This is a genomic window from Amycolatopsis alkalitolerans (assembly GCF_006152065.1).
Lineage (GTDB): Bacteria > Actinomycetota > Actinomycetes > Mycobacteriales > Pseudonocardiaceae > Amycolatopsis_E > Amycolatopsis_E alkalitolerans.
In genome coordinates, this window is the sequence record NZ_VDFW01000012.1 from 22,864 (window position 1) to 45,143 (window position 22,280).

21 protein-coding genes and 1 tRNA gene are annotated in these 22,280 nt (G+C 68.0%); 17 read left to right on the plus strand and 5 right to left on the minus strand.

The window, feature by feature from the left end; genetic code table 11:
- Nucleotides 1–159 precede the first annotated feature (159 nt).
- The 3 genes from FG385_RS34370 to FG385_RS15615 are packed head-to-tail and all read right to left on the minus strand — an operon-like array spanning nt 160 to nt 2,041.
- Entirely contained in the window at nt 160–846 is a 687-nt protein-coding gene (locus FG385_RS34370; RefSeq protein ID WP_200834478.1) for an alpha/beta fold hydrolase, read from the minus strand.
- Nucleotides 847–856: 10 nt separating this feature from the next.
- Nucleotides 857–1,156: an MBL fold metallo-hydrolase gene (locus FG385_RS15610; protein WP_139097463.1), complete on the minus strand. Its 300-nt coding sequence runs from the start codon at nt 1,154–1,156 to the stop codon at nt 857–859.
- Nucleotides 1,157–1,216: 60 nt separating this feature from the next.
- Nucleotides 1,217–2,041 (minus strand): HARBI1 family protein, encoded by an 825-nt coding sequence (locus tag FG385_RS15615; RefSeq protein ID WP_139097581.1) that lies wholly within the window; start codon nt 2,039–2,041, stop codon nt 1,217–1,219.
- Nucleotides 2,042–2,370: 329 nt separating this feature from the next.
- Between FG385_RS15615 and FG385_RS15620 the strand changes: the two genes are divergently transcribed.
- The 11 genes from FG385_RS15620 (at nt 2,371) to FG385_RS15670 (ending at nt 16,286) form a co-directional block, all read left to right on the plus strand.
- Nucleotides 2,371–2,958 (plus strand): LLM class flavin-dependent oxidoreductase, encoded by a 588-nt coding sequence (locus FG385_RS15620; protein ID WP_139097464.1) that lies wholly within the window; start codon nt 2,371–2,373, stop codon nt 2,956–2,958.
- 129 nt (nt 2,959–3,087) lie between these two features.
- Complete coding sequence (locus FG385_RS15625; protein ID WP_160148813.1) at nt 3,088–3,672, plus strand: twin-arginine translocation signal domain-containing protein; 585 nt, start codon at nt 3,088–3,090, stop codon at nt 3,670–3,672.
- A gap of 12 nt (nt 3,673–3,684) precedes the next feature.
- Nucleotides 3,685–6,111 carry a formate dehydrogenase-N subunit alpha gene (fdnG, locus tag FG385_RS15630; RefSeq protein WP_160148814.1) on the plus strand — a complete coding sequence of 809 codons (2,427 nt, stop codon included), beginning with the start codon at nt 3,685–3,687 and terminating at the stop codon, nt 6,109–6,111.
- Nucleotides 6,111–6,935, plus strand: coding sequence for a formate dehydrogenase accessory protein FdhE domain-containing protein (locus FG385_RS15635; protein ID WP_139097467.1), 825 nt, complete (start codon nt 6,111–6,113; stop codon nt 6,933–6,935). The genes fdnG and FG385_RS15635 overlap by 1 nt, the downstream gene beginning before the upstream one ends.
- 3 nt (nt 6,936–6,938) lie before the next feature.
- On the plus strand, nt 6,939–7,844 hold the full coding sequence (locus FG385_RS15640; protein WP_139097468.1) for a 4Fe-4S dicluster domain-containing protein: 906 nt from the start codon (nt 6,939–6,941) through the stop codon (nt 7,842–7,844).
- Nucleotides 7,841–8,776 (plus strand): NrfD/PsrC family molybdoenzyme membrane anchor subunit, encoded by a 936-nt coding sequence (gene nrfD / locus FG385_RS15645; RefSeq protein ID WP_139097469.1) that lies wholly within the window; start codon nt 7,841–7,843, stop codon nt 8,774–8,776. Before FG385_RS15640 ends, nrfD begins: the two co-directional genes overlap by 4 nt.
- Nucleotides 8,777–8,847: 71 nt before the next feature.
- Nucleotides 8,848–8,942: transfer RNA gene (locus tag FG385_RS15650), tRNA-Sec, on the plus strand.
- A gap of 22 nt (nt 8,943–8,964) precedes the next feature.
- Nucleotides 8,965–10,242, plus strand: a complete 1,278-nt coding sequence (selA, locus tag FG385_RS15655) for an L-seryl-tRNA(Sec) selenium transferase (protein WP_139097470.1) — start codon at nt 8,965–8,967, stop codon at nt 10,240–10,242.
- Nucleotide 10,243: 1 nt separating this feature from the next.
- The gene (selB, locus tag FG385_RS15660) at nt 10,244–11,998 is read left to right on the plus strand and encodes a selenocysteine-specific translation elongation factor (RefSeq protein ID WP_139097471.1); all 1,755 of its coding nucleotides are present in this window, start codon (nt 10,244–10,246) and stop codon (nt 11,996–11,998) included.
- Nucleotides 11,995–13,002, plus strand: a complete 1,008-nt coding sequence (selD, locus tag FG385_RS15665) for a selenide, water dikinase SelD (RefSeq protein ID WP_139097472.1) — start codon at nt 11,995–11,997, stop codon at nt 13,000–13,002. The genes selB and selD overlap by 4 nt, the downstream gene beginning before the upstream one ends.
- Nucleotides 13,003–13,085: 83 nt before the next feature.
- Nucleotides 13,086–16,286, plus strand: a complete 3,201-nt coding sequence (locus FG385_RS15670; protein WP_139097473.1) for a DEAD/DEAH box helicase — start codon at nt 13,086–13,088, stop codon at nt 16,284–16,286.
- A 255-nt stretch (nt 16,287–16,541) separates the two neighbouring features.
- Here the strand turns inward: FG385_RS15670 and FG385_RS15675 are convergent, their stop codons facing one another.
- On the minus strand, nt 16,542–17,042 hold the full coding sequence (locus FG385_RS15675) for a permease-like cell division protein FtsX (protein ID WP_235022597.1): 501 nt from the start codon (nt 17,040–17,042) through the stop codon (nt 16,542–16,544).
- A gap of 73 nt (nt 17,043–17,115) precedes the next feature.
- Here FG385_RS15675 and FG385_RS15680 point away from each other — a divergent pair, with 73 nt between their 5' ends.
- Both FG385_RS15680 and FG385_RS33940 read left to right on the plus strand, forming a co-directional pair.
- Complete coding sequence (locus FG385_RS15680; protein WP_139097475.1) at nt 17,116–17,430, plus strand: hypothetical protein; 315 nt, start codon at nt 17,116–17,118, stop codon at nt 17,428–17,430.
- Nucleotides 17,431–17,514: 84 nt separating this feature from the next.
- Complete coding sequence (locus FG385_RS33940) at nt 17,515–17,682, plus strand: P-loop NTPase family protein (RefSeq protein ID WP_160148815.1); 168 nt, start codon at nt 17,515–17,517, stop codon at nt 17,680–17,682.
- 132 nt (nt 17,683–17,814) lie between these two features.
- Here the strand turns inward: FG385_RS33940 and FG385_RS15685 are convergent, their stop codons facing one another.
- A complete protein-coding gene (locus FG385_RS15685; RefSeq protein WP_139097476.1) occupies nt 17,815–18,036 on the minus strand; it encodes a hypothetical protein in 222 nt (73 codons plus the stop codon).
- 240 nt (nt 18,037–18,276) lie between these two features.
- Between FG385_RS15685 and FG385_RS15690 the strand changes: the two genes are divergently transcribed.
- The 4 genes from FG385_RS15690 to FG385_RS15705 all read left to right on the plus strand — a co-directional run bounded on the left by FG385_RS15690 (nt 18,277) and on the right by FG385_RS15705 (nt 22,261).
- Nucleotides 18,277–18,765, plus strand: a complete 489-nt coding sequence (locus FG385_RS15690; RefSeq protein WP_139097477.1) for a hypothetical protein — start codon at nt 18,277–18,279, stop codon at nt 18,763–18,765.
- Nucleotides 18,766–18,929: 164 nt separating this feature from the next.
- Entirely contained in the window at nt 18,930–19,574 is a 645-nt protein-coding gene (locus tag FG385_RS15695; protein ID WP_160148816.1) for a site-specific integrase, read from the plus strand.
- Between the two features lie 195 nt (nt 19,575–19,769).
- Complete coding sequence (locus FG385_RS15700; RefSeq protein WP_139097479.1) at nt 19,770–20,099, plus strand: tyrosine-type recombinase/integrase; 330 nt, start codon at nt 19,770–19,772, stop codon at nt 20,097–20,099.
- Nucleotides 20,096–22,261, plus strand: coding sequence for a tyrosine-type recombinase/integrase (locus FG385_RS15705; protein WP_139097480.1), 2,166 nt, complete (start codon nt 20,096–20,098; stop codon nt 22,259–22,261). The genes FG385_RS15700 and FG385_RS15705 overlap by 4 nt, the downstream gene beginning before the upstream one ends.
- The last annotated feature ends 19 nt before the right edge of the window (nt 22,262–22,280 follow it).

The window sequence follows — 22,280 nt, forward strand, 5'->3', positions numbered from 1 at the left end:
TGAGCGCCGGGCGACACCGAGCGTTCGGAAGGAGTCGGCTTGGCCCTTCTCGGCAGCGGGCGCCGACTGCAGGCCGACTGCGGCGCGGAAGCGCCCCGGCCACCGCAGACCGAGCTCGAGAACCATCCGCCCCCCGATGGAGCAGCCGATCACCACCGGCTAGTCCAAACGGAGGGCGTCGCAGACGGCAATGATCACGGCCCCGTACTGGTCCACGGTGAGCGAATACGCTTCGTCCTGGTAGCCCGCCGGCGGGGAGGACTTGCCGTGCCACGGCAGGTCGAACGCGACCACCCGGAATCGGTCGGTGATCTCGGCGTCGTTGAGCAGGGCTCGGTACTGTCGGCTGTCCGATCCGGCAGTGTGCAAGCACAGCAGTGGGATGCCGGTGCCCGCCTCCTCAACGTAGAGACGGTGACGACGACCAGCGATAGACATCCGAATGTATCGTCCATGGACGGGCTCGAATACGACGCCATCGTGGTCCGGTGAAGGGCTCTCAACGGAGCACGGTTGACGAAGCGCCGTGAAGGCGTACTCAATCAGGAGCTGGTCCCGGAAGAAGACGACGAGGTCGCCTTCGACCGTCATCACGCCAAGGCGATGCAGGCCGGCGATCGTTCCGTAACCGCGCTGGGGCACGGGCCGGAAGTAACCCGCCCACGTCTCCGCCGCCGCGGAGAACCGGAGGTGTGCAACTTCCGGACGGCCCCGGCGGGACTTGTAGCCGAACGAGCCGATCTCGACCGCCCACTCCTCGCTGCCGGAGGTCACGCCCACGGTGAGGCCTCCACCAGGGCGGATGGCTAGGACGTCGCTGAGCGGTCCGGCGGTCACCCTGAACATCGACGTCTCCTCAAACGTAGCTAGTGGCGCCTGTCGCCAGCCGGATCTGGGTGACGGCGTTGCCCGCAGCAGTGCGGCGCGACGGGAACTTGTCGGGGAGGTTGGTGTCATGCATCGGAACGATGCGGTAGGGATCCCGGTCGACCGTCTCGAGCATCTGATCCATCGCGAGAATGATCTTCAACGGACTCCCCGCTCCCCAACCGCCTGGGATCATAAGGCCGTTGCCATCGATACCGGTGAGGTTCTCGTACACGTCGACGTTGTCGCCAGCAATGACGAAGGAGTCCGCCTCCGACTCACCGCGCACTCGCACCCACATCGAGCCCTCAGTGAGCGTTTCCGAGTAACGGCTTATTGCTCTGTGTGATCATGTGGTGCGGTTGTGGTCGATGTGCAGGAGCATGAGCGCAGCAGCGACGATCTTGCCGATGCGCCGTGGACAGAGGCTGACGTTGCGCAGTGCCTTGAAGGTCATCTTCAGCCGCGAGTTGCCGCGTTCGCCGACCGCGCGTTTGCCGTTGTGAGCTTTGTTGTGTTTCTTCTGCTCCTCGGTGAGCTGGCCGCCTTTGGGTTTCTTGAACGCCACGGTGATCGTGCTGGCTTCGCCTTCGTAGCCCAGGTCGCCGTGCGCGGGCCGGTTCTCGGCGATCCAGGCGGCCAGCGCTGGGAGGATCTCGGCATGTTCCCGCAGCGCCGTGGTGTCGTGTTCGCGGCCCGGACGCACTTCGGAAGTCCACAGTGGCCAGCCATCCGGGGCCGTGAGGACCTGGATGTTCCCGCCGTGGTTACCGTGTTTGCCCGACCACCACAGGTCCACGCCTTTCGTGGGACCAGGGGTGCGGCAGCGGTCGGTCTCGATCAGCGTGCCGTCAATGCTGACATGGCTGTGCCCGGCCATCTTCGCTGCCAGCAGCGCCGGCTCCAGCTTCGGCGACCGCGACGCCAGCACGTCGATGCCCTCATGCAGGCAGGAATAGGCGGTGGAGCGGCTGATCCCGTTGTCGCTGGCCAACTGGGCCACACGCGTAGCGTCGAGGAACCAGCGCAGTACCAGGACTGCCTGTCGCACGGTGGTCAACGCTCGCCGGCCGGCGCGGGTGCCGCGGCGGGCACGTTCCGCATCCAGCAGGCTGGCCACGAACACGACGGTGCGTTCCCGCACCGGCAGGCCGGCCGTGTATGTCACACTCATCAGGCGCAGAACCTCTATGAAGTTGATCTGTAGGAGGACCACTTCATATCGGGGTTCTGCGTCTTTATCTTGTCAGGCAACAGTTCGGCGTGTCGCCGCCCGCCACTACCCAGCGTCACAGGCAGTTACGCGGAAATGCTCAGTGTCTAGCCCTCAAATAGGCGAGTCGGACCCCGTATCGCCCCCGGCCGATAACGGACCGTCGTGGCATGAAAATCCATCGACCGGACTCCACGAAACCCGGGGCAGACCAGTCTCCGTCAAATCCGGGGCAGATCACCATTCTGAAACGGTCCATAGGTGCGGGGCTGCCGCAGTAGGCTGGTCCGGTGGTGGACATCCCGTCTCAGGAGGGCACGGACGATCCGCGCCCGGTCAAGGTTGGCGTCCTCCTCGATCAGGCGCCTGACAAGCTGACCGAGTGGCTGGCGGACGCGGCGGCTTTCGACGCCGGCGGCGCCGACGCCCTGTGGGTCGACTGCGGGCCGGATCCGCGGCTCGACGTCCCGGCGCTGGCGGCAGCGCTCGCCGTCGTCACGTACCGGGTGCGTCTCGTCGTCGCACTTCCCGACGAGACGGCAGCCGCACCGGGGTTGGCCGGCACGATCGACACGATCGTGCGGCTGAGCCGCGGTCGCCTCGCGCTCATCGCGGGCCCCGGCGCGCTCGAGGTCGGCGTGGCGGTTTTCCGGCGGGTTCCCGGTGAGCCAAACGCCTTCGAGTGCGCGGACGAGGGCGAACGCTGGGTGGCGGTCCCGGTCCCCCAGGGCCGGCAGTCCTGGCGGGAGACCCGCGCCGACGTGGCCGGGCGCGGGTTCACCGGCCTGGTGGTGCCGGCGGATCCCCAGCTGCTGGACATGCTGCGTAACCCCGACGACCCCGGTGATCGGCGCGATCTTCAGCTTGCTCAAGGTTGAACCATTGCGCTGGCCGCGCCGTAGAACGAGAATAACTACGGACGCGATAGTGCGGCACGGTCGACCGTGGCCCGCACCGCGGGCTACTGGGCATTGCACCCAGCAGGGCCGGAGGAAGGGAGACCGGCGGTGGAGGACGTCACCCGGCGACAGTTCCTGGGATTGAGCGCGGCGGGCACCGGAGTGCTGGGTGTGTCGGCGCTCGGCTTCGACCTGACGAAGGCCGCGGGGGTCAAGCAGAAGCTGCGGATCGAGGGAGCGACCGTCTCGCACTCGGTCTGCCCTTACTGCGCGGTGGGCTGCTCGCTGCTCGCGTACACGAAGAAGGAAACGAACGGCAAGGTCGAGCTGCTTCAGATCGAGGGTGACCCGGACAGCCCGGTGAACGAGGGAACCCTGTGCCCCAAAGGGGCGACCTCGCTGCAGCTCGCCATTTCGAGCCGGCGGGTGGCGAGCCCGCTGTACCGGGCTCCGGGCTCGGGCGAGTGGAAGCAGGTCTCCTGGGACTTCACCCTGGACAAGCTGGCGCAGAACATCAAGGCGTCCCGCGACCGGACGTTCGTCACGACGGATGCCGATGGCAACACGGTGAACCGCTGTGAGGGCATCGCCTTCGCCGGCGGCGCCGCGTTCAGCTCCGAGGAAGGTTACTTCGCCACCAAGGTCATGCGTGGTCTGGGAGTCGTCCACCTGGAACAACAGGCGCGTGTTTGACACGGTCCGACGGTGGTCAGTTTGGCCGCCTCGTTCGGCCGGGGGGCTATGACCAACCACTGGCGTGACATCCGGCATGCCGATCTGATCCTGATCAACGGCGCCAACCCGGCCGAGGCGCATCCGGTCGGCTTCCGGTGGGTCATGCGGGCCAAGCTCGACCGGGGCGCCAAGATCATCCACGCCGATCCGCGGTTCACCCGGACTTCCGCGGTCGCCGACCGGCACGTGCGCATCCGCACCGGGACCGACGTCGCCTACTTCGGCGGGTTGATCAACTATGTGCTGGAGAACAACCTGTACCACAGGGAATACGTGGAGTTCGCGACGAACGCCGGACTGGTGGTCAGTCCGGACTACAAGTTCGAGAACGGGATGTTCAACGGCTTCAACCAGCAGACCGGTGCCTACAACACCGCGGCCTGGGCCTACGAAATGGAGAATGGCCAGGCCAAAGTAGACGTCAACCACCCGCGCTCGGTGCTGAACCTGTTGCGGGAGCACTACAAGCGCTACACCCCGGAGATGGTCGAGCGCATCACCGGCATCCCGCGCGCCGAGTTCCTCGAGGTGGCCAAGATGGTCGGCGAGATGGGCCGGCCGGACAAGGTGATGACGATCGTCTACGCGGTCGGGCTCACCCACCACACCACGGGCGTGCAGCTCATCCGCTCGGGCGCGCTCCTCCAGTTGCTGCTGGGGAACATGGGGCGGCCGGGCGGCGGCATGAACGCCGAACGCGGCCACGCCAACATTCAGGGCAACACCGACCACGCCATCTCGTGGGACATCCTGCCCGGTTATCTGCGGGTCCCCGCGCCGGGACAGCAGAACCTGGCCGACTACCTGCAGCAGAGCGCGAGCAAGAAGCTGCGCCCGAACTCGGTCAACTTCTTTGGCGAGAACTACCGCAAGTTCATGGTCAGCCTGCTCAAGACGTGGTACGGCGACGCTGCGACCGCGGCCAACGAGTTCGCTTTCGACTACCTGCCCAAGCCGGCGGCGAACGCGTCCTGGATGTCGATCTTCGACCAGGCACTGCGCGGCAAGATGGAGGGGGTCATCCTCTCCGGGATGACGGCCACGAGCATCGGCCCTGACTCCAACCAGGTGCTGCAGGCACTGTCCAACCTGAAGTGGCTGTGCGTCATGGACCCGTTCCGCACGACCAGCTCGGAGTTCTGGACTGCGCCCGGCATGGATCCCGCCAAGATCCAGACCGAGGTGTTCATGCTGCCGTGCACGCACTGGATCGAGAAGGACGGGTCGTTCGTCAACAGCGGCCGGTGGTCACAGTGGAAGGAGCAGGTCCTGCCGCCGGAGGGTGAGGCCCGGCACGACCACTGGGTCCTCGCGGACCTCTACAGCCGGGTGAAGAACCTTTACCAGCAGCAGGGCGGAAAGCTCCCCGACCCGGTCCTCAAGCTCACCCTCCCCTACCAGGATCCGGCCAGGCCCGCGCTGGACGAGCTCGCCCAGGAGATCAACGGTAAGAGCCTGGCCACGGGCCAGCGGCTCGCGACCTTCGCCGACCTCAAAGACGACGGCACGACGACCGCGGGCGACTGGATCTACACCGGCTCGTACCCGCAGAGCGGCAACCTGATGAAGCGCCGCGAGGGCGTGCAGAATCCCGCCAAGAACGACCCGACCGGCATGGGTTTCTACCCCAACTGGGCCTGGGCCTGGCCGCTCAACCGGCGAGTGCTCTACAACCGCGCGTCGGCCGACACCGCGGGCAACCCGTGGGATCCCAAGCGGCCCGGGATCAAATGGGATGCCGCCGCGGGCAAGTGGGTTGGCGACGTGCCGGACTACCCGCCGACCAGCGCGCCCGGCCCGGACGCCCCGCTGCCGTTCATCATGACCGGCGAGGGCACCGGACGGCTGTTCAGCAACGGCGTCGCGGACGGCCCGTTCCCGGAGCACTACGAACCGGTCGAGTCCCCGGTGCAGAACCCCCTGCACCCGCAGGTGTCCGCGACGCCCGCAGCCTTCCTGTACGACCAGAAGGCGGGCCGGCCGAACCGCTTCGGCACCGCGGCGGATTTCCCTTACGTGGCAACGTCGTACCGGCTCACCGAGCACGAGCACTACGTCACGCAGAACGTCGAGCACCTGGTGCAGCTGCAACCGGAGGCGTTCGTCGAGGTACCCGCCGGGCTTGCCGCGGAAAAGGGGATCGAGAACGGGGATATGGTGCGAGTCTCGTCCAAGCGGGGCAAGCTGGAGGTGCGCGCCGTCGTGACCAAGCGCCTGGGCCCGCTCCAGGTCGATGGGAAGAAGGTCTACCAGATCGGCATCCCCATCCACTGGGGTTTCGTGGGCATCAACACCGGCCAGCACTGGCTGGCCAACGCCCTCACCCCGTTTGTCGGCGACGCCAGCGCGCGCACGCCCGAGTTCAAGGCGTTCCTCGTCAACATCGAGAAGATGTGATGGTGCACCGTGTCGGATCGACCCCGTGGGCGGCACCCCGCCGGCGGGCGGAGGTTCTGCGCGACCGGCACGACTTCGCCACGGAGGCGCTGACGCTCTACCTTGCCCTGCTTGAGGTGTGGGAACAGTCGTGGGCGGCGGCACGGTCAGAGCAGCCGGCGTCGCTCGCCGGCTGGGCGGGAAGGCACGTGCTACCCGATGTCGTCGCGGCGACGGCGGCGTCCGGCCCGGAGCGGCTCGCCGACAGTCTGCTCACGGGCGATCTCGGTGCGGCGGAAGAACTCCTGACGGCTTGGCTGGCTGGGGAGGAACTCGTCCCGGTGGAACGGTACCTGGCCCGCGCCACACTCCGGGGGCCGCTGGCGGCCCTGGGCTTCGGGGCCGCCGGAACCGCCGACCCCGCACCCAGGGGCGACGGGCGCTGCCCGCACTGCGGTGGGCAGCCGCAGCTAAGCTTCCGCTCGGACACCGGCGACCGCCTCGTCAGCGGGCGCCGCAGGCTGCAGTGTGCGCGGTGCGCCGCGAGTTGGAGCTTCTCCGCCAGCGCCTGCGCCTACTGCGGCGAAACCGAGGGTGCGCGCCGGACCGTTTTCGCCGAACGCGGCAAGGCACCTCAAGTCGGCAGGGGCGAGAACGGGCACGCGACGTTCCCGCACCTGCGGGTCGAGGCCTGTGCGGGCTGCCGGCGGTACCTGATCGACGTCGACCTGGGGCGCGACCCCCATGCCGTGCCGGAAGTCGACGAACTCGCGGCGCTGCCGCTCGACCTCTACGCGGCTGAGCAAGGCTTCTCCAAGATCACACCCAATCTGATGGGGTGGTAGGCGATGGTGGACATCAAGCCCGGTACGGCCTACGGGTTCTTCACCGACACCAGCGTGTGCATCGGATGCAAGGCCTGTGAGGTGGCCTGTAAGGAGTGGAACCTGCTGGCGGGCAACGAGCCGGTGTTCCGTGACGGGTTCGACAACACCGGGAGCCTCGACGCCCAGAACTGGCGGCACGTCAAGTTCATCGACAACGTCCCGGACGAGACGATGGGCACCGGCCAGGGCAAGGCCTGGCTGATGATGTCGGACGTGTGCAAGCACTGCAAGGAGGCGAGCTGCCTGGAGGTCTGCCCGACCGGAGCGATCATCCGGACCGAGTTCGACACCGTCTACATCCAGCCCGACGTGTGCAACGGCTGCCGCGACTGCATCGCCGCCTGCCCGTACGACGTGATCGGAATAGACGACAACCGCGGCGTCGTGCAGAAGTGCACGCTTTGCTACGACCGGCTGCAGGGTGGCCTGGAACCCGCCTGCGCCAAGGCGTGCCCGACCGAGTCCATCATGTTCGGCACCGTGGAGGAGCTCCGGGCGACCGCGCGCCGGCGGGTGAGCGACCTGCACGACCAAGGGATCACCGAGGCGCGCCTGTACGGTGAGGACGACAAGGTCTACGGCGGACTCAACGCGTTCTTCCTGCTCATGGACGAACCGGAGAAGTACAAGCTGCCGAACGCGGAGAACGCCGTGCTGCCCCGCCGCAACAACCTTGGTGGCTACCTCGGCGCGTTGGGCACCGCCATTCTGGCCGTGTTCGGCGGCCTGGTCGCATTGCGCCGCCGCCGGGAGCCCACCGCCGCGGCACCGCCGAAGGGTCCAGGACCGGACGCCGGACCGCCGCCACCCGCCCCCGAGAACGAGACCAAGCCCGAGGCCGGACCCGAGGGAGGCGAGGAGCGATGACGGTCGCCGCCGTCCAGCACTTCGCGGGGCCGCCCGCCTGGACCTGGTACATCATGTTCTACTTCTTCTTCGCCGGGATCGCCGGCGGGTCCTACGTCATCGCGTCGCTGTTCCGGCTGCGCGGCGATCCGTCGGACGAGCCGGCCGCCCGGCTCGGCTACTACGCCTCGTTCGGGGCGCTGATCCCGTGCCCGATCATGCTGATCCTGGACCTCGGCACCCCGCTGCGGTTCTGGCACATGTTGTGGAACACGACGCCGGATGCGGCGGGCCTGGTCTTCAGGTGGTGGTCGCCGATGTCCGTCGGGGCATGGGCGCTACTGCTGTTCGGCGCGTTCGCCACTGTGTCCTTCGTGGACGCTCTGGTACGCGACCGCCGGCTCCCGTGGCGGTGGGTGGCCCGGGTGCTCGGTGGTGTGTTCGGCAAAGTGGTCATGATCGTGGGCACCGTCCTCGGCCTGTTCGTCGCCGGCTACACCGGCGTGCTGCTGGCCGTGTCGAACCAGCCGGTGTGGAGCGACACCTGGACACTCGGCGGGCTCTTCCTCGCCTCCGGCCTGTCCGCGTCGGCCGCACTGCTGCTGTTCCTCTCGCGGTACCGCATGTCGGCCGATGCCAGCGGCGGTCCGCTGATCGTCTCCGAACGCCTCTACGCGGTCCTCGAGCTGGCCCTGATCGTGATCTTCGTTTTCACCCTGATCCCGGCCGGGGCACTCGGCCTTTCCTTCGGCTTCCCCTGGTTCCTGCTCTGGCTGGTGGCGCTGGCCGGGCTGGCGCCCGGGGTCGGAGGCCTGATCACCTCCCGGCTCGCGGTCACCTCCGAAGGGGCGACGGTGGCGGTCCAGTCGGCGACGCGGACAGCGGCGATGTCCGGTGTTGTCCTGCTCGGCGTGCTGGCATTGCGCGCGGCCGTGATCTTCAGCGCCCAGTGATCCCCCGCCTGCGATAGCCGGGCCCGCGGCCTAGACTTGACAGATCGCTCTCGGCGGAGAGTGTTGTCGATGGAGGCGTTCAGGGGCTGGTGCCCCTCCCGGTCTTCAAAACCGGAGTGGCCCGGCATCCGGGTCAGGCGGGTTCGATTCCCGTCCGCCTCCGCCACCACCGGCAACGTGGAGGCGACATGGACCAGCGTCGCAAGGTGCCCCGCACCGATGCCGTGCTCACCGATCCCCGGCTGGTCTCGGCCATGGCAGTGCTGGGCCGGGCAACGGTGAAGGGCGTGGTCGCGGGATCGCAAGAGCGTGCCAGGCGTGGCGAGATCGCACCGGAATCGGTGGCCGACGCGGCCGTGGCCGCATTACCACGGCGGGCCACCACGCTCACCCCCGTGATCAACGCGACCGGCGTCGTGCTGCACACCAACCTCGGCCGGGCTCCGCTGTCGGGGGCCGCGGTGGAGGCGATCAGCGCCGCCGCGGGGCACACCGACGTGGAGTTCGATCTGGTAACCGGGCACCGGGCCCGGCGTGGGCGGGGCACGCTCGAGGCACTGGCCGCCGCGGTGCCGGACGCCGAGGCGATGCATGTGGTCAACAATGGCGCGGCCGCGCTGGTGCTGGCGGCCACCGCGCTGGCCGGTGGCCGGGAGATCGTGGTCAGCCGTGGGGAGCTGATCGAGATCGGCGACGGGTTCCGGCTGCCGGACCTGATGCAGTCCACCGGCGCGCGGCTGCGCGAGGTCGGCACCACCAACCGCGCCGCCCTGGACGACTACGAGTGCGCGATCGGCCCGGAAACCGCGTTCCTGCTCAAGGTGCACCCGTCCAACTTCGTCGTGCGGGGGTTCACCTCTGCGGTGGCGACCCGGGAGCTGGCCCGGCTCGGCGTCCCGGTTGTCGTCGACATCGGCTCCGGGCTGCTCACCTCCGAGCCGTCGCTGCCGGACGAGCCGGACGCGACCACGGCGCTGCGCGACGGCGCCGCCCTGGTCACCGCCAGCGGCGACAAGCTACTCGGCGGGCCGCAGGCGGGCCTGCTCCTCGGGCGTGCCGACATCGTCGAGCGGCTACGCCGGCACCCGCTGGCCCGCGCGCTCCGGGTGGACAAGCTGACCCTCGCCGCACTGGAGGCGACGTTGCGCGGGCCGGAGTCCCCCACCCGGCGGGCGCTGCGCCGCGTTCCGGGCGAGTTGCGGGAGCGGGCGGAGACACTGGCGAAACGGCTCGTCGAAGCCGGGATCGCCGCCGAGGCCGTCCCCACCGCCGCGGTGGTCGGCGGGGGCGGCGCACCCGGGGTCGAATTGCCGTCCTGGGCCGTCGCTCTCACTGCCGGACTCGCGGAACCGTTGCGCGCCAAGGCAGTTGTCGGCCGGGTGGAGCGCGGGCGGCTGCTGCTCGACCTCCGTTGTGTGCCCCCGGACCGGGACGGCGAGGTATACGCAGCGGTGCGGGAGGCTTGACATGTACGTCGTCGCTACCGCCGGGCACGTCGATCACGGAAAGTCCACTCTGGTCCGAACGCTGACCGGGATGGAGCCGGACCGCTGGGCCGAGGAGAGGCGCCGTGGGTTGACGATCGACCTCGGGTTCGCCTGGACGCAACTGCGGCCCGGCGTGACGGTGGCGTTCGTCGACGTCCCTGGGCACGAGCGGTTCGTGCCGAACATGCTCGCGGGCATCGGCCCGGTCCCGGCAGCGCTCTTCGTCGTGGCCGCGGACGAGGGCTGGATGCCGCAGTCGGCGGAGCATCTGGCCGCGCTGCACGCCCTCGACGTTCGCCACGGGCTCTGCGTGATCACCCGCAGCGACCTCGCCGACCCCGGGCCCGCCATCGAGCAGGCGCGCACCGAGATCGCCCGCACCTCGCTCGGCGACGTGGAGACAGTGGCGGTGAGCGCGCCAGCCGGAACCGGGATGGCCGAGTTGCGCGCGGCCCTCGACCGGCTGGTGACCGGCCTACCCCGGCCCGACGTCGATGCGCCGGTCCGGCTCTGGGTCGACCGGTCCTTCTCCGTCCGGGGCAGTGGCACTGTCGTGACCGGCACGCTCGCCGCCGGCCGGCTACGCGTCGGCGACGAACTCGAAGTCGTGTCCCTGGCGCGCACCGCCAGGGTCCGGGCCCTGCAAGCGCTGCACGAGCCGGTGTCCGAAGTGGACGCCATGGCCCGGGTCGCCGTGAACCTGCGCGGCATCGAGCGACACGAACTGCGCCGCGGTGACGCCTTGCTGACCCCGGATCAATTCCACCTGAGCGACACGATCGACGTCCGGGTCCACGGTGATCCGGCGGCTGACTTGCCCAGGAGCGTGATGCTGCATTTCGGCTCGGCGGCGGTTCCCGCGCGCGTGCGGCCGATCGGCGCCGATACCGCACGCCTGTCCCTCGCCCACCAGCTACCGCTTCGGATCGGTGACCGTGGCCTGCTCCGCAATCCCGGCGCACACCACATCGGCGGCGGCCTGACCGTGCTTGACGTAGCCCCGCCCGCGCTGGCCCGGCGAGGTGCGGCCGTGGCCCGAGCGAGAATCCTCGACGAACTCGACGGGCACGCCGACGAGCGTTCGGAACTGCGCCGCCGCGGCATCGTGCGGCAGCGGGAGCTGCGACGGATGGGCGTGCTCAGCACGATCGATCCGGTGCAGGACGACTGGCTGGTCGACGATCGGCTGTGGGCGCGCCTGCGCGAGAAGCTGCCGCGGCTGGTGTCCGATTGGCACAGAGAACGTCCGCTCGAGGCAGGCCCGCCGGTCGATGTGGTCCGACAGGCGCTGCGCTTGCCGGACCGATCGCTGGTGCACGCCCTCGTGTCACCCCCGCTGACCGTCCAAACAGGACGTGTTGTCCGAGCCGGCCAGGCGGCGCTCCCGGCACCGATCGCCCGAGCCCTCGAGAAAATCTGCGCTGAACTCACGGCGAATCCGTTTGCCGCACCGGCCACGGAACGACTCACCCAGCTCGGGCTGGGACCGCGTGAACTCGGCGCCGCCGTGCGTGCGGGCGCCCTTCTGCGCATCGCCGACGGCGTCGTGCTGCTACCGGGCAGCATCGAGGATGCGGCGACACTGCTCAGTGCCCTACCGCAGCCGTTCACCGTGAGCCAGGCGCGCCAGGCGCTCGGCACGACCCGCCGCGTCGCCGTGCCGCTCCTAGAGATTCTTGACCGAAACGGCCTGACCCTGCGGCTACCCGACGATCGGCGGAGGATACGACGATGACCGCCACGGAATCGATCCGCCTCACCCAGTACGCACACGGTGGTGGCTGTGCCTGCAAGATCCCTCCCGGTGAGCTGGAGGAGATGGTGCGCGGTCTGACCGGTTGCGAGCTGGCCGGCGAGCCGTTCGGCGAACTGGTGGTGGGGCTCGACACCGGGGACGACGCGGCCGTGGTGCGGATCCAGGATGGTCTGGCGCTGGTGGCGACGACCGACTTCTTCACGCCGGTTGTCGACGACCCCTATGACTGGGGGCGGATCGCCGCGGCGAACGCACTGTCCGATGTGTACGCCATGGGTGGCCGGCCGGTGGTGGCGGTCAACCTGCTCGGTTGGCCGCGCGACGTGCTGCCCTTCGAGCTTGCCGGCGAGGTACTGCGCGGGGGGCTGTCCGTCGCCGGCGAGGCTGGCTGCTACCTCGCCGGTGGTCACAGCATCGACGACCCCGAACCGAAGTACGGCCTGGCGGTGACCGGGATCGGCGACCCCGGCACATTGCTGCGCAACGATTTTGGGCAGGCCGGACAGCCACTCACCTTGACCAAACCGCTCGGCATCGGGGTGTTGAACTCCCGGCACAAGGCGACCGGCGAGGTCTTCCCCGACGCGGTCGCCCTCATGACCCGCCTCAACCGCGACGCCGCGCAAGCCGCCGTCCGCGCCGGGATCCGGTGCGCCACCGACGTCACCGGCTTCGGCCTGCTGGGACACCTCTTCAAACTCGCGCAGGCAAGCGGGGTCAGCGCGATCGTGGACTCGGCCGCAGTCCCCTACCTCGAGCCCGCCCGAGCCGCACTTCGCGATGGCTACGTCAGCGGTGGAACCCGGCGAAACCTCCAGTGGGTGTCGCCGCACGCCGACTTCTCGGCGGTGAACGAGAACGAGGCCCTCTTGCTCGCGGACGCGCAGACCTCGGGCGGTCTGCTGGTAGCCGGTGAGCTTCCCGGTATGCCTGTGGTCGGCGAGCTCATCCCGCGCGGCGAACATGTCATCGTCGTCCGCTGACGGGCGTCTACGGCGGAGTTTATGGTGTTGCCGCGATTCGAGAGGCACTGACCTCGGTTTTCGGTCGCGACGATAAAGAATTCGTGGAAAGCGACGATTCGCAGACGGCGATGTTCGCGTTCACTCTCGACTCCGAGGGCTACCTGGTTGAGGACTCGGCTGCTTTGTCCGCGTGTGCATGGGCGATCAGCAGGCTCCAGGACCCCGGACCGGAGGCGCCGGGCTGGCTGGAACGGTTCAGGAGCGAGGAGGAGTCGTTCATCACCGCGCTCAATCGGCTGGTCCCACCGAAGCCGGACCGTCTCGGCTCGGCGGGCAACGGTCGTGCGGCAACGGCCGGTAATACAGTGCTCGGCCAGGTCAAGGGCGCGGCAATCGACGCGGTGTCGACCGGCGCGAAGGCGGCTGGCGACGCGGTCGAGGTGACAACACGAGCCGCGCTCACCACCGTGGCCGGCCCGATCATCGGAGGCATCGCGGGCGCAGCGGCCGGCACGTTCGTGGAGAAGCTGCTCACCCCGCCGCCATCGAAGTCCGAATCGAAACCCGAGGCTGCGGCCACCGCCCGGGACCAGCAGAAACCCGAGCAACCGTCATCCGGACCACCTCGGATGACGCCGCAACTCGTGCACGCGTTCGTGACGCGGCTCGGGCAGGCGTTCGGCGTGACCGAGCTGCTCAAGATCGACGGGGTACGAGTGAAATGCGTGCAGATCCACAAACGCGCCGCGGACGAGGCGTCAGAGCAGAACTTTCTGAACAGCTTCATCACCGACGACCTGCTCCGCATCGAGGACGCGGTGCGCGGCGGCGACGTGGGCGCCGGCATCGACTCCTACCTCGCCGACAAGGTCTCCAGCCCCGTCGGCAATCGGGTCGATGTTCGCGCGTTTCCAGGAGAAGTCGTAGCCAGGGTCGCGCCGAACCGCATTCCCGGCGGACGTTGGCCGACCAGTATCGACCGGCCGTTGGTCACCAGCCAGCAGTTCGCGGTCAATGAAATCATGGGCGAGTTCGGCTCGGCGTCGGGCGTGTTCGCGGTGAACGGGCCGCCCGGCACCGGCAAGACCACCATGTTGCGCGATGTGCTCGCCGCCATTGTCGTCGACCGTGCCCAGCGCATCGTCGACCTGCGGTTGGCCCACCCGACCGACGCGTTCACCGAGACGACCGACCGAGTCGCGGTGAGGCCGAAGTACACCGCGACCGTGCGTTGGCTCCGGCCGGAGCTGACCGGTTCCGAAATCGTGGTGGCAACCGCGGGCAACAAGGCGGCAGCCAACATCACCGCGGAGATTCCGGGCATCGGCGCGGTGCGCGGAGCCGAGGAAGCTGCCTGCGACGCCGACTACTTCACCGAGTTGGCCAGCAATGTGCTCGGCGCGGACGCCTGGGGGTTGATCGCGGCCAAGCTCGGCAAACGCAGCAACCGCACCGCGTTCGTCAAGCATTTCTGGTGGGGCGACCCGGCCGGCAGGGACAACGAGCCTGACCGGGAACAGCCGGAGCCGATCAAGGGTATGAGAGAGATCCTCGACGACGCGGCCGCGCAGCCGCTGACCGCCGACATCTGGGCCGAAGCCGTGCGCCGGTTCAAGGAGGTGCGCGCCGAGGTCGACCGGTTGACTGTCGAGCGGCAGCAGGCCGCCGAAGCGATCGCCCGGATCACTCAACGTTGCGCGGAACTGACTGGCCTTCGGGCCGCCGCCGATGCGGCGCGTGCCGAGACCGCACGCCTTACCGCGGATCTCTCCGCGGCGCAGGCCCGGTTGGCCGACGCCGAGGAGGGGGTCAACCGGGCCACCATCGAGTGCGACGAGCACGCAAAACGCCAACCCAACTTCTGGGTGTGCCTGTCCACCGTCTTCCGCGCCGGACGCGAGTGGCACAAGAAAGCAGACAAACTCGGCAGGGCGCTCGACAACGCGAAGGGTGTTGCCCACAGGTTAAGGTCGGCGATCGGCCGCCACAAGGCAGCGGTCGATCGCGTCAGCACGGTGCAACGACGGCATGAGGTCGCCCTGGACGACGCGACTCGCGAAATCGCCGCGTTGGAGAGCCAGCTCGCGCAGGCTCGCGCACAATGGCCGGAACGCCTACCGTACCGGCCGGATTTCGCGACCGAGGACGAGTTCCAATTGTGCGCGCCATGGGCCGACGCCGTATATACCGACGCACGCAACCGCCTGTTCCTCGAAGCGCTCCGCCTGCACAAGACGTTCATCCTCGGCGCGGAACCCCGGTTGAGGGACAACCTCGACGTTGCCATGGCGGTGCTGCGCGAAGGCCTGCGCCTGCCAGCGGCGACGCTGCGTACGGCGTGGCAGTCGTTCTTCCTCGTCGTTCCGGTCGTGTCCACTACGTTCGCCTCGTTACCGCGTCTGTTTCGCGGCCTCGGACGGGAAGCGTTTGGGTGGCTGTTCATCGACGAGGCCGACCAGGCAACGCCACAACAGGCGCTTGGCGGGATCTGGCGTGCCAGGCGCAGCGTGATCGTCGGTGACCCGCAGCAGCTCGAGCCGATTGTGTCGTTGCCGCTTTCCGCGCAGCACGCACTGCGGCGCAACAACCAGGTCAACGAGCACTGGACGCCGGAGAACACCTCGGCGCAGCGGATCGCCGACCGGTCGGCGCGCTTCGGGACGTCGCTGCCGGAACCCGACGGCAACGATCGAGTTTGGGTCGGTGCGCCACTTCGGGTGCACCGGCGCTGCGACCGATTGATGTTCGGCATCTCGAACGACATCGCCTACGGTGGCGACTTGATGATCTACGGTACCCCGGACAACGGCAACTATCCGGGGCGCAATGCCTGGATCGACGTCCGCGGCTCATCGAATGACAACTGGGTGCCGGAAGAAGGCAAAGCACTTTCCTACCTTATGGAGGAGCTAAAGCGAGACGGTGTCGCTCCCGAGGAGATCCGCGTGATCAGCCCGTTCCGCGACGCCGTCCGGGGCGCCGAGGAAGTAGCCCGTCACCGGCTCGGTTGGTCGTTCGCCAAGGGCAACGTCGGCACCGTGCACACCGTGCAGGGCCAGGAGTCGAACGTGATCATCCTCGTACTGGGCAGCGCGCCGCGCAAGATCCGGGCCCGCGAGTGGGCGGCGGAAACCCCGAACCTGCTCAATGTGGCGGTGTCCCGCGCCAAGCGGCGGCTCTACGTCATCGGCAACCGGACCCTCTGGCAGCACCAACGATACTTCGACACACTCGCCGCCCGCCTCCCGGTGCGCGCCTGGCCAGCGGACGGCCTCGCCGACGAGGCACTCCCGACCGGGTAACAACCCGGCGGGGTCCGTCCACACGTGACCGTGAAGGAATCCGGCCCCGGCATTCCAGTCACCATCCGGTCGCAGGATGCGCCGGCCCTTACGGACGAGATAGGCCCGAAGGAATGAAGGGTCCGGACGCCGTGTTTCTGACAGGATTTCAGTAGCCAAACGGGTCCGCGGCGGGCGCTCCGGGCTCCGGTCCGTCCCGTGGTCTTGGGCGTCCAGGATTAAACGCCCTACGCAGCGCGGCGCTCCCGAGGTTTACTAGCGCTCGCCGCTTGGCGGGCATGGGGACTTCAGGTCCGCCGTACCGTAGCGCGCCGTCAGGCTGGGCAGGATCTCGGACATGATCACCGGCTTGACGTCGGTCACCTCGGGGAAGGTCGCTTTCAGTTCAGCGCCCCACGCCCGCAGATCGACCTGGCCCGTCCCCACGATGGTCACCGACGCGGGCAGCGCGTCGGGCCGGGCGCTGGCGACCAGGGCGGGGCTGTCCTGAAACATCACCTTGAACCGCTGGTACGCCTCATCCTTGGTTTCGGTGTAGACCTTGCGGGCCCGCCGATCCATGTGCACAACATCGGCGATCCGGCGCATCTCAGCATCGGTGTCCACGTAAACGGCGAGGTGGTCGGCGCACACGTCGTGATCGGCGAGCGGAACGATGGGCGCGGGCAGCTGCCGACCGGCCGCGGGCTCCCCGCCGTGCCACAACAGCATAACGGTGGTGCCTGCCACGGCGAAGAGCCCGACAAACGCGAGCACGATCAACAGCAGACGACGCGGAAACCGTGGCGCTCTCGGGGGTTCATACACGGAGGCACTTTAGCGTGCGACTGTGGATACAAAAGCGCCCCAACCGGTCCAGCGTCCGGGCCTGCCGGTCAAACCAGGAAGTGGCCTCAACCCGATCACGGTGGGTCTTGGCGCCGAGGAGCCACCGCATCCGGTTTTGCTGATCTTGCGTATGAAGGAAACCGATCTCACCCGCGTCCGGGGTGCTTTCGACCTCGCCCGCAGTGTCATCGTGGTCGGCGACCAGAAGCAACTCCCGCCCATCCCCGTCGAGGCGGCGGCCGACCTCACGCCGCCGATACCGGCCTACGACTGCCGACAGCACAATCTTCTGTCGTCATTGTTGCCCAGGAGGTGATCCGCGATCACTGCCGGGGCATCGCCGACGGCTACGTCGGTGTCACCACTCCGTACCGCCTGCAGACCGACAAAGACCAGTGACGTGCTCGACCAGCTCGAAGCCGACACCATCCACCGCTTCCAGGGGCGTCAGAAGCAGGTGGTCATCCTGACCACCGTCCTGGACGAGACCTGGCGCGGCCGTACCGGACTGCCCTTCGTGGACGACCCGCAGGAAGCAGCGAGCAACAACGAATTCGAGACGCGTTGACGAGGGCCGAATCCCACCGGGCTCGTCGGTCAGCACAGTGACAGGTCAGGTGCTGCCCCCGGCGCCGCCGTCGAGCCGCGCACGGCGGACGGCACTGCATGGACACCCTCCCTCCCCTATCAGGACGTCCGCTCACTTGATCACGTCGCAGACCGGCATTTTGGCACCTGGGTGCGGAGGGGGTCCACTCCGCACGTCACACGCGCTAACCACACGGGGCCGCACAGAAGCAATCACGGTGCGCCCCTTTGGTTCGTATTGGAGCTGCACGTTCAGCTTCTCGTCGAGATGCTCCAGGTCATCCGGATCTGCATGTTTCAATGCCGCGCCCACGTCCCCGAGCGCGTCGATCATCGCGATGTGGTCGGGGCGTTCATCGCCAAATCGAAGCCGACGGTTTCCGGACGGCGACACGGCTCCGGCCCCGACTGGGAGCCGTAACGCGGGGACGGCGGTTCGCGATCTTGAAGCGTGCGAAAACTACTGGCGTTGCTCACCGTCAGGATGTTGGCGGCCTGCTCGAGCCCTGTCGTGGGCCGACAGCAGCCTGAGTCCGCGCCGGCAGCAGCACCGTCCACCCCGGGGGACCAGTTCGTGCCGGAACAGCAGCGGCTGCTCCAGGCCATGCTGAATCGGGCCGAAGCCGAGCGCGCCGGTCTCAGCCCGATGGGACAACCCGCGCCGGTCCTGCACGCCGAGAACACCCGGTTCGCTCTGCTCGAACCCTGCGGGAAGACATTGTCATCCGACGTCAAGATGGGCAGTGCGGTGCAAGGCCGCTGGTTCGCCACCGACCGCACCGAGCACGTCAACATGCACCAGATCATCGCCGACTACCCCGGCCTGGACACCACGACCATCGTGGCCGCGGTCGCGCGGACGCTGCCCTGCAAGCCCCAGGTCGAGGGTGGGCCGCCGGTGCGCTTCGCTGGGCAGCGGCAGGTCGCGCAGGCGCCAGGAGTACAGGCGCAGGTCGCCTACTGCGAGGATGACGTCGACCTGACCATGCGCGACTGCTATCTGGTCGCCGCGCTCGGTGAGCGGGCCACAATGCTGTCCGGCGTTGGGATTGAGTGCCGCTGACGACGCCTGTCGACGCGTCGTTCATCGGCCTCGCCGAGCGTTGGGGTCGTTGTCCGGCGTTGGACGCTGACGCCGTTGACGTCGTTCACGACTCGCCGTCGATCTGGTGACATGGGGGTGCTTCCGGCTGTTGATCTCCTAGGGTGCGCGCCGGAGGTGGTCAGGTGGCCGTGCGGCAGCCGGTGGTGCTTGGTGACGAGGTCACCTGTGTCGTGCTGGATCGGTGCTGGCGGGTGGTCGGGCCAGCCGAGGAGTACTTGGAGCATCTGCGGCAGGAGCGGTACTCGCCGAACACCGTGCGCGCCTACGCGCAGGGCTTGGCACTGTGGTGGTCAATGTTGGAAGGCCGGGAGCTGGACTGGCGTCGGGTGGATGTCCAGGACCTGGCCCGGTTCAAGCGGCGCCTGGAGAACCGGGGCACGGATCCCACCGTGATCGCGCTGCGGCCGGACAAACCAGCGGCTGCCAGCACGGTGGATGTGGCGCTGACGGCTGTGCTGGGCTTCTACCGCTACCAGGCGATCGTCGCCGACGTGCCGGCGGCCCGCCGGTTCTACGAGCATGTCAAGGGTGGTGTGCAGTCTCGCGCCAAGTACGCCTCCTTCCTCGGGCACCTCGGCGGCCGCCAGGACCGCCGGGTGATCGGTCGGCGCCGTGACCCGAGGACACCGCCACCGTTCTTGACCCCGGCGCAGATCGCGGTGATCAAGGACGATGCCGCGCGATGGGACCGCGACGGTGGCCGCTGGTCGGGCGACCTGCGGGTGCGTCTGTTTTGGACGCTGCTGGAGGAAACCGGGCTCGACTGAGCGAGGCGCTACTACTGCGGCACCGGGACTGGCAGCCAGGCACCGGCACGACAGCGTTTCTGGACGTGCAGCCGCGGCAAGATCAGCGACGCCGGCTACGGGTGAAGAACCAGCAGTACCGGCGGGTCTACCTGTCCGACGGGCTGGACGACCTCTACGGCGAGTACCTGTTCCTGCTGGTCGAGTTGGGCGTGGATGTTCAGGACGAGGGATCCGATCTTCGTCAACCTGTTCCGTGGCGAGTTCGGTCGACCGTTGCGGCCGGAGACGATCTACGACTGGATCAATGGGTTCAAGCGGCGGCATCCGCTGCTGCCGACCGGGTGGACACCGCACTGGTTCCGCCATAGCCATGCCACGGCGCTGCTGTTGGCTGGGGTGCCGGAGCATGTGGTGCAGCGGCGGCTCGGACACAGCGACATCCATACGCTCCTGACCACCTATGCGCATGTCACCGAAGACGCCGCGATGCGAGCCGCGGCCGACTGGAAGAGCCTGACCGCTCGGTGGGGAGCCGCCGCGTGAGCGAGCCAGTCATCTATACCGCCCGCCGGACTGCGAAGTCCGACCCCCGATTGGGTCAGCAGAGCCTGTTCAGCCCGCAGATCAACCGGACGCTCGCTCAGGGGCTGCCCGCCGAAGCACACGGCCGCTACTTCACGCGGGCGAGCATGCCGGAACACTGGCTGGGCGCGATCCTGGAGAACCAGCCTGCCTATCGGGAACGCGAGAAGTGCGTCGCGTTGGACTTTCGGGATCTGCCGGACAGCATGGCCGTCGAGTTCGCGTGGGCGGTCGAGCGGCAAGTCCAGCTCGGGATGCGCATCCAGGCCCAGTACACGTCGAAGCTGACCCGGCAGATCGCCTTGGTGGTCGCGGACGCTCAGTACGCGCATATTGCGAGTCTGGTTGACCTGCCTCGCGAGGACTGGATGCGTGCGATCCGCAAGGTCCGGACTCGACGCGGTGATCCGCTGGCCCCCGGACAGCTCGTCGCTCTTGAGCACTTGCTGGGCCGGTTCCTCGATGTGCTCGTGCATGTCTATCACCAGGGCGAGTGGTGGGAACTGAACGTCTGGAACCCGCTGCTGGACAACCGCATACCGCTGCGGGAGCACGAGCCGCAACGCAACAACCTCATCTACTTCAGCCACCTGACCACGCCGTGGCTGCGGGAAGCGGCCAAGTGGTGGCTGTCGCGGCAGCTCGAACGGGGCGTGTACACGTGGAGCACCGCCCTGGCCCGCCAGCACAGCCTCGTGTGGTTCCAGCGTTACCTGGACCTCACCGGCTGCGACGGCCCGCACATTCGCGATGACCAGCACGCGCTCGGCCGGTGGGTGCAGGGCTTTCGACAGTGGATGGGCAAGCAGAAGGCGGCCACCGGCCCGAACAAGGGTTCCACCCTGGGTGCCGTCCAGCGTCGGGCGGCGATGACCTCCCCAGAACAGCTCTACCGGTTCCTGTTCCAGGAACAGGAGGCCGCTGCCGCCGAGCTGGGTGAGCCCCGGTGGCTGCGGCTTGGGTTGCAGCACGCCATGCTGTTCCGGTTCGGGGACAAACCGACCGGGCCGAAGGCGCCGCCCCCGGAGTTGGTGCTGTCTGACGCGGTGATCAGCCGTATCGCCGAGCACAGCGGACTGCTGGCCGTCCCCAAGGCCGAGGGCGGGTTCGGTGAGGAACAGCTGGTTCGCGTCCTCGGCTTGCTGATCAAGACAGGTCGGCGGATCAGCGAGATCACCATGCTGGACTTCGATCCGCTGGTGGCGATCCCGTTTCCCGACCCGAACGGACACGTCGCCCGGTTGCGCTACCAGCAGACGGAGATCATCACTGATGACGACACCATCGTGATTGACCAGGAAGTGGTCGACCTGATCCACGAGCAGCAGCGCTACGCGCTGGCCTTCATGGCCGAGCAGGGCAAACCGGGCGTGCGGCCGAAGTACCTGGTCCTGGGCCGCGTCAACAACCGCAACGGCGATCGGCACTACCCGCTGTCCAAGGTCCATCTGCGATTCGCGGAGTTCTCCGATCGCATCGACCTGCGCGACGAGCAAGGCCACCGGATCCAGGTGTCCAAGACACACACCTTCCGGCGCACCCGCGCCACCAGCCTGCTCAACGCCGGAGTACCGATCCACGTGGCCATGCGCTACATGGGACACAAGACACCAGCCATGTTCATGCACTACGCCAAGACCCTGGCCACCGTCGCCGAGAACGAATTCCTGCGCTACAAGAAAATCACCGCCGACGGCCGCGACTACCCGCGCGATCCCGCTGAAATGTTCGAGGCCCTCGCCCTGGACAAGCGCACCGATCGCATCCTACCCAACGGCTACTGCACCCTCCCGCCCCGCCAAAGCTGCGACAAAGGCAACTCGTGCTTGTCCTGCACAAAGTTCGTCACCGACGCCAGCTTCACCGAATCCTTGGAGAAGCAGCGCGACGACACCCTACAGCTGATCGAACAGCGCCAAGTTGTCCATGTCCAGCGGTTCGGCGAGCCGATGACTGGTGACAACATCTGGTTGCACGGCCGGCAGGAAGAACGGGCCGCGATCAACAGCATCCTGCTGTCCATCCAAGGTGTCCGTGGTGAGGACGGCAAGATCGTTCCCCTGCGCGGCGCTGGCGCACCACAACAACGGATCGACCCACAGGACGGGGGAGAGACGCAGTGAACCCCAGCACTCAGGCCCT

Excerpts from the sequence above, each read along its gene's own strand:
- FG385_RS34370 (WP_200834478.1), bottom strand. The coding sequence starts at position 846 with ATGTTCAGGGTGACCGCCGGACCGCTCAGCGACGTCCTAGCCATCCGC.
- FG385_RS15615 (WP_139097581.1), bottom strand. The coding sequence starts at position 2,041 with ATGAGTGTGACATACACGGCCGGCCTGCCGGTGCGGGAACGCACCGTC.
- FG385_RS15635 (WP_139097467.1), top strand. The coding sequence starts at position 6,111 with ATGGTGCACCGTGTCGGATCGACCCCGTGGGCGGCACCCCGCCGGCGG.
- FG385_RS15640 (WP_139097468.1), top strand. The coding sequence starts at position 6,939 with ATGGTGGACATCAAGCCCGGTACGGCCTACGGGTTCTTCACCGACACC.
- nrfD (WP_139097469.1), top strand. The coding sequence starts at position 7,841 with ATGACGGTCGCCGCCGTCCAGCACTTCGCGGGGCCGCCCGCCTGGACC.
- selA (WP_139097470.1), top strand. The coding sequence starts at position 8,965 with ATGGACCAGCGTCGCAAGGTGCCCCGCACCGATGCCGTGCTCACCGAT.
- selB (WP_139097471.1), top strand. The coding sequence starts at position 10,244 with ATGTACGTCGTCGCTACCGCCGGGCACGTCGATCACGGAAAGTCCACT.
- selD (WP_139097472.1), top strand. The coding sequence starts at position 11,995 with ATGACCGCCACGGAATCGATCCGCCTCACCCAGTACGCACACGGTGGT.
- FG385_RS15685 (WP_139097476.1), bottom strand. The coding sequence starts at position 18,036 with ATGATCGACGCGCTCGGGGACGTGGGCGCGGCATTGAAACATGCAGAT.
- FG385_RS15700 (WP_139097479.1), top strand. The coding sequence starts at position 19,770 with ATGTTCAGGACGAGGGATCCGATCTTCGTCAACCTGTTCCGTGGCGAG.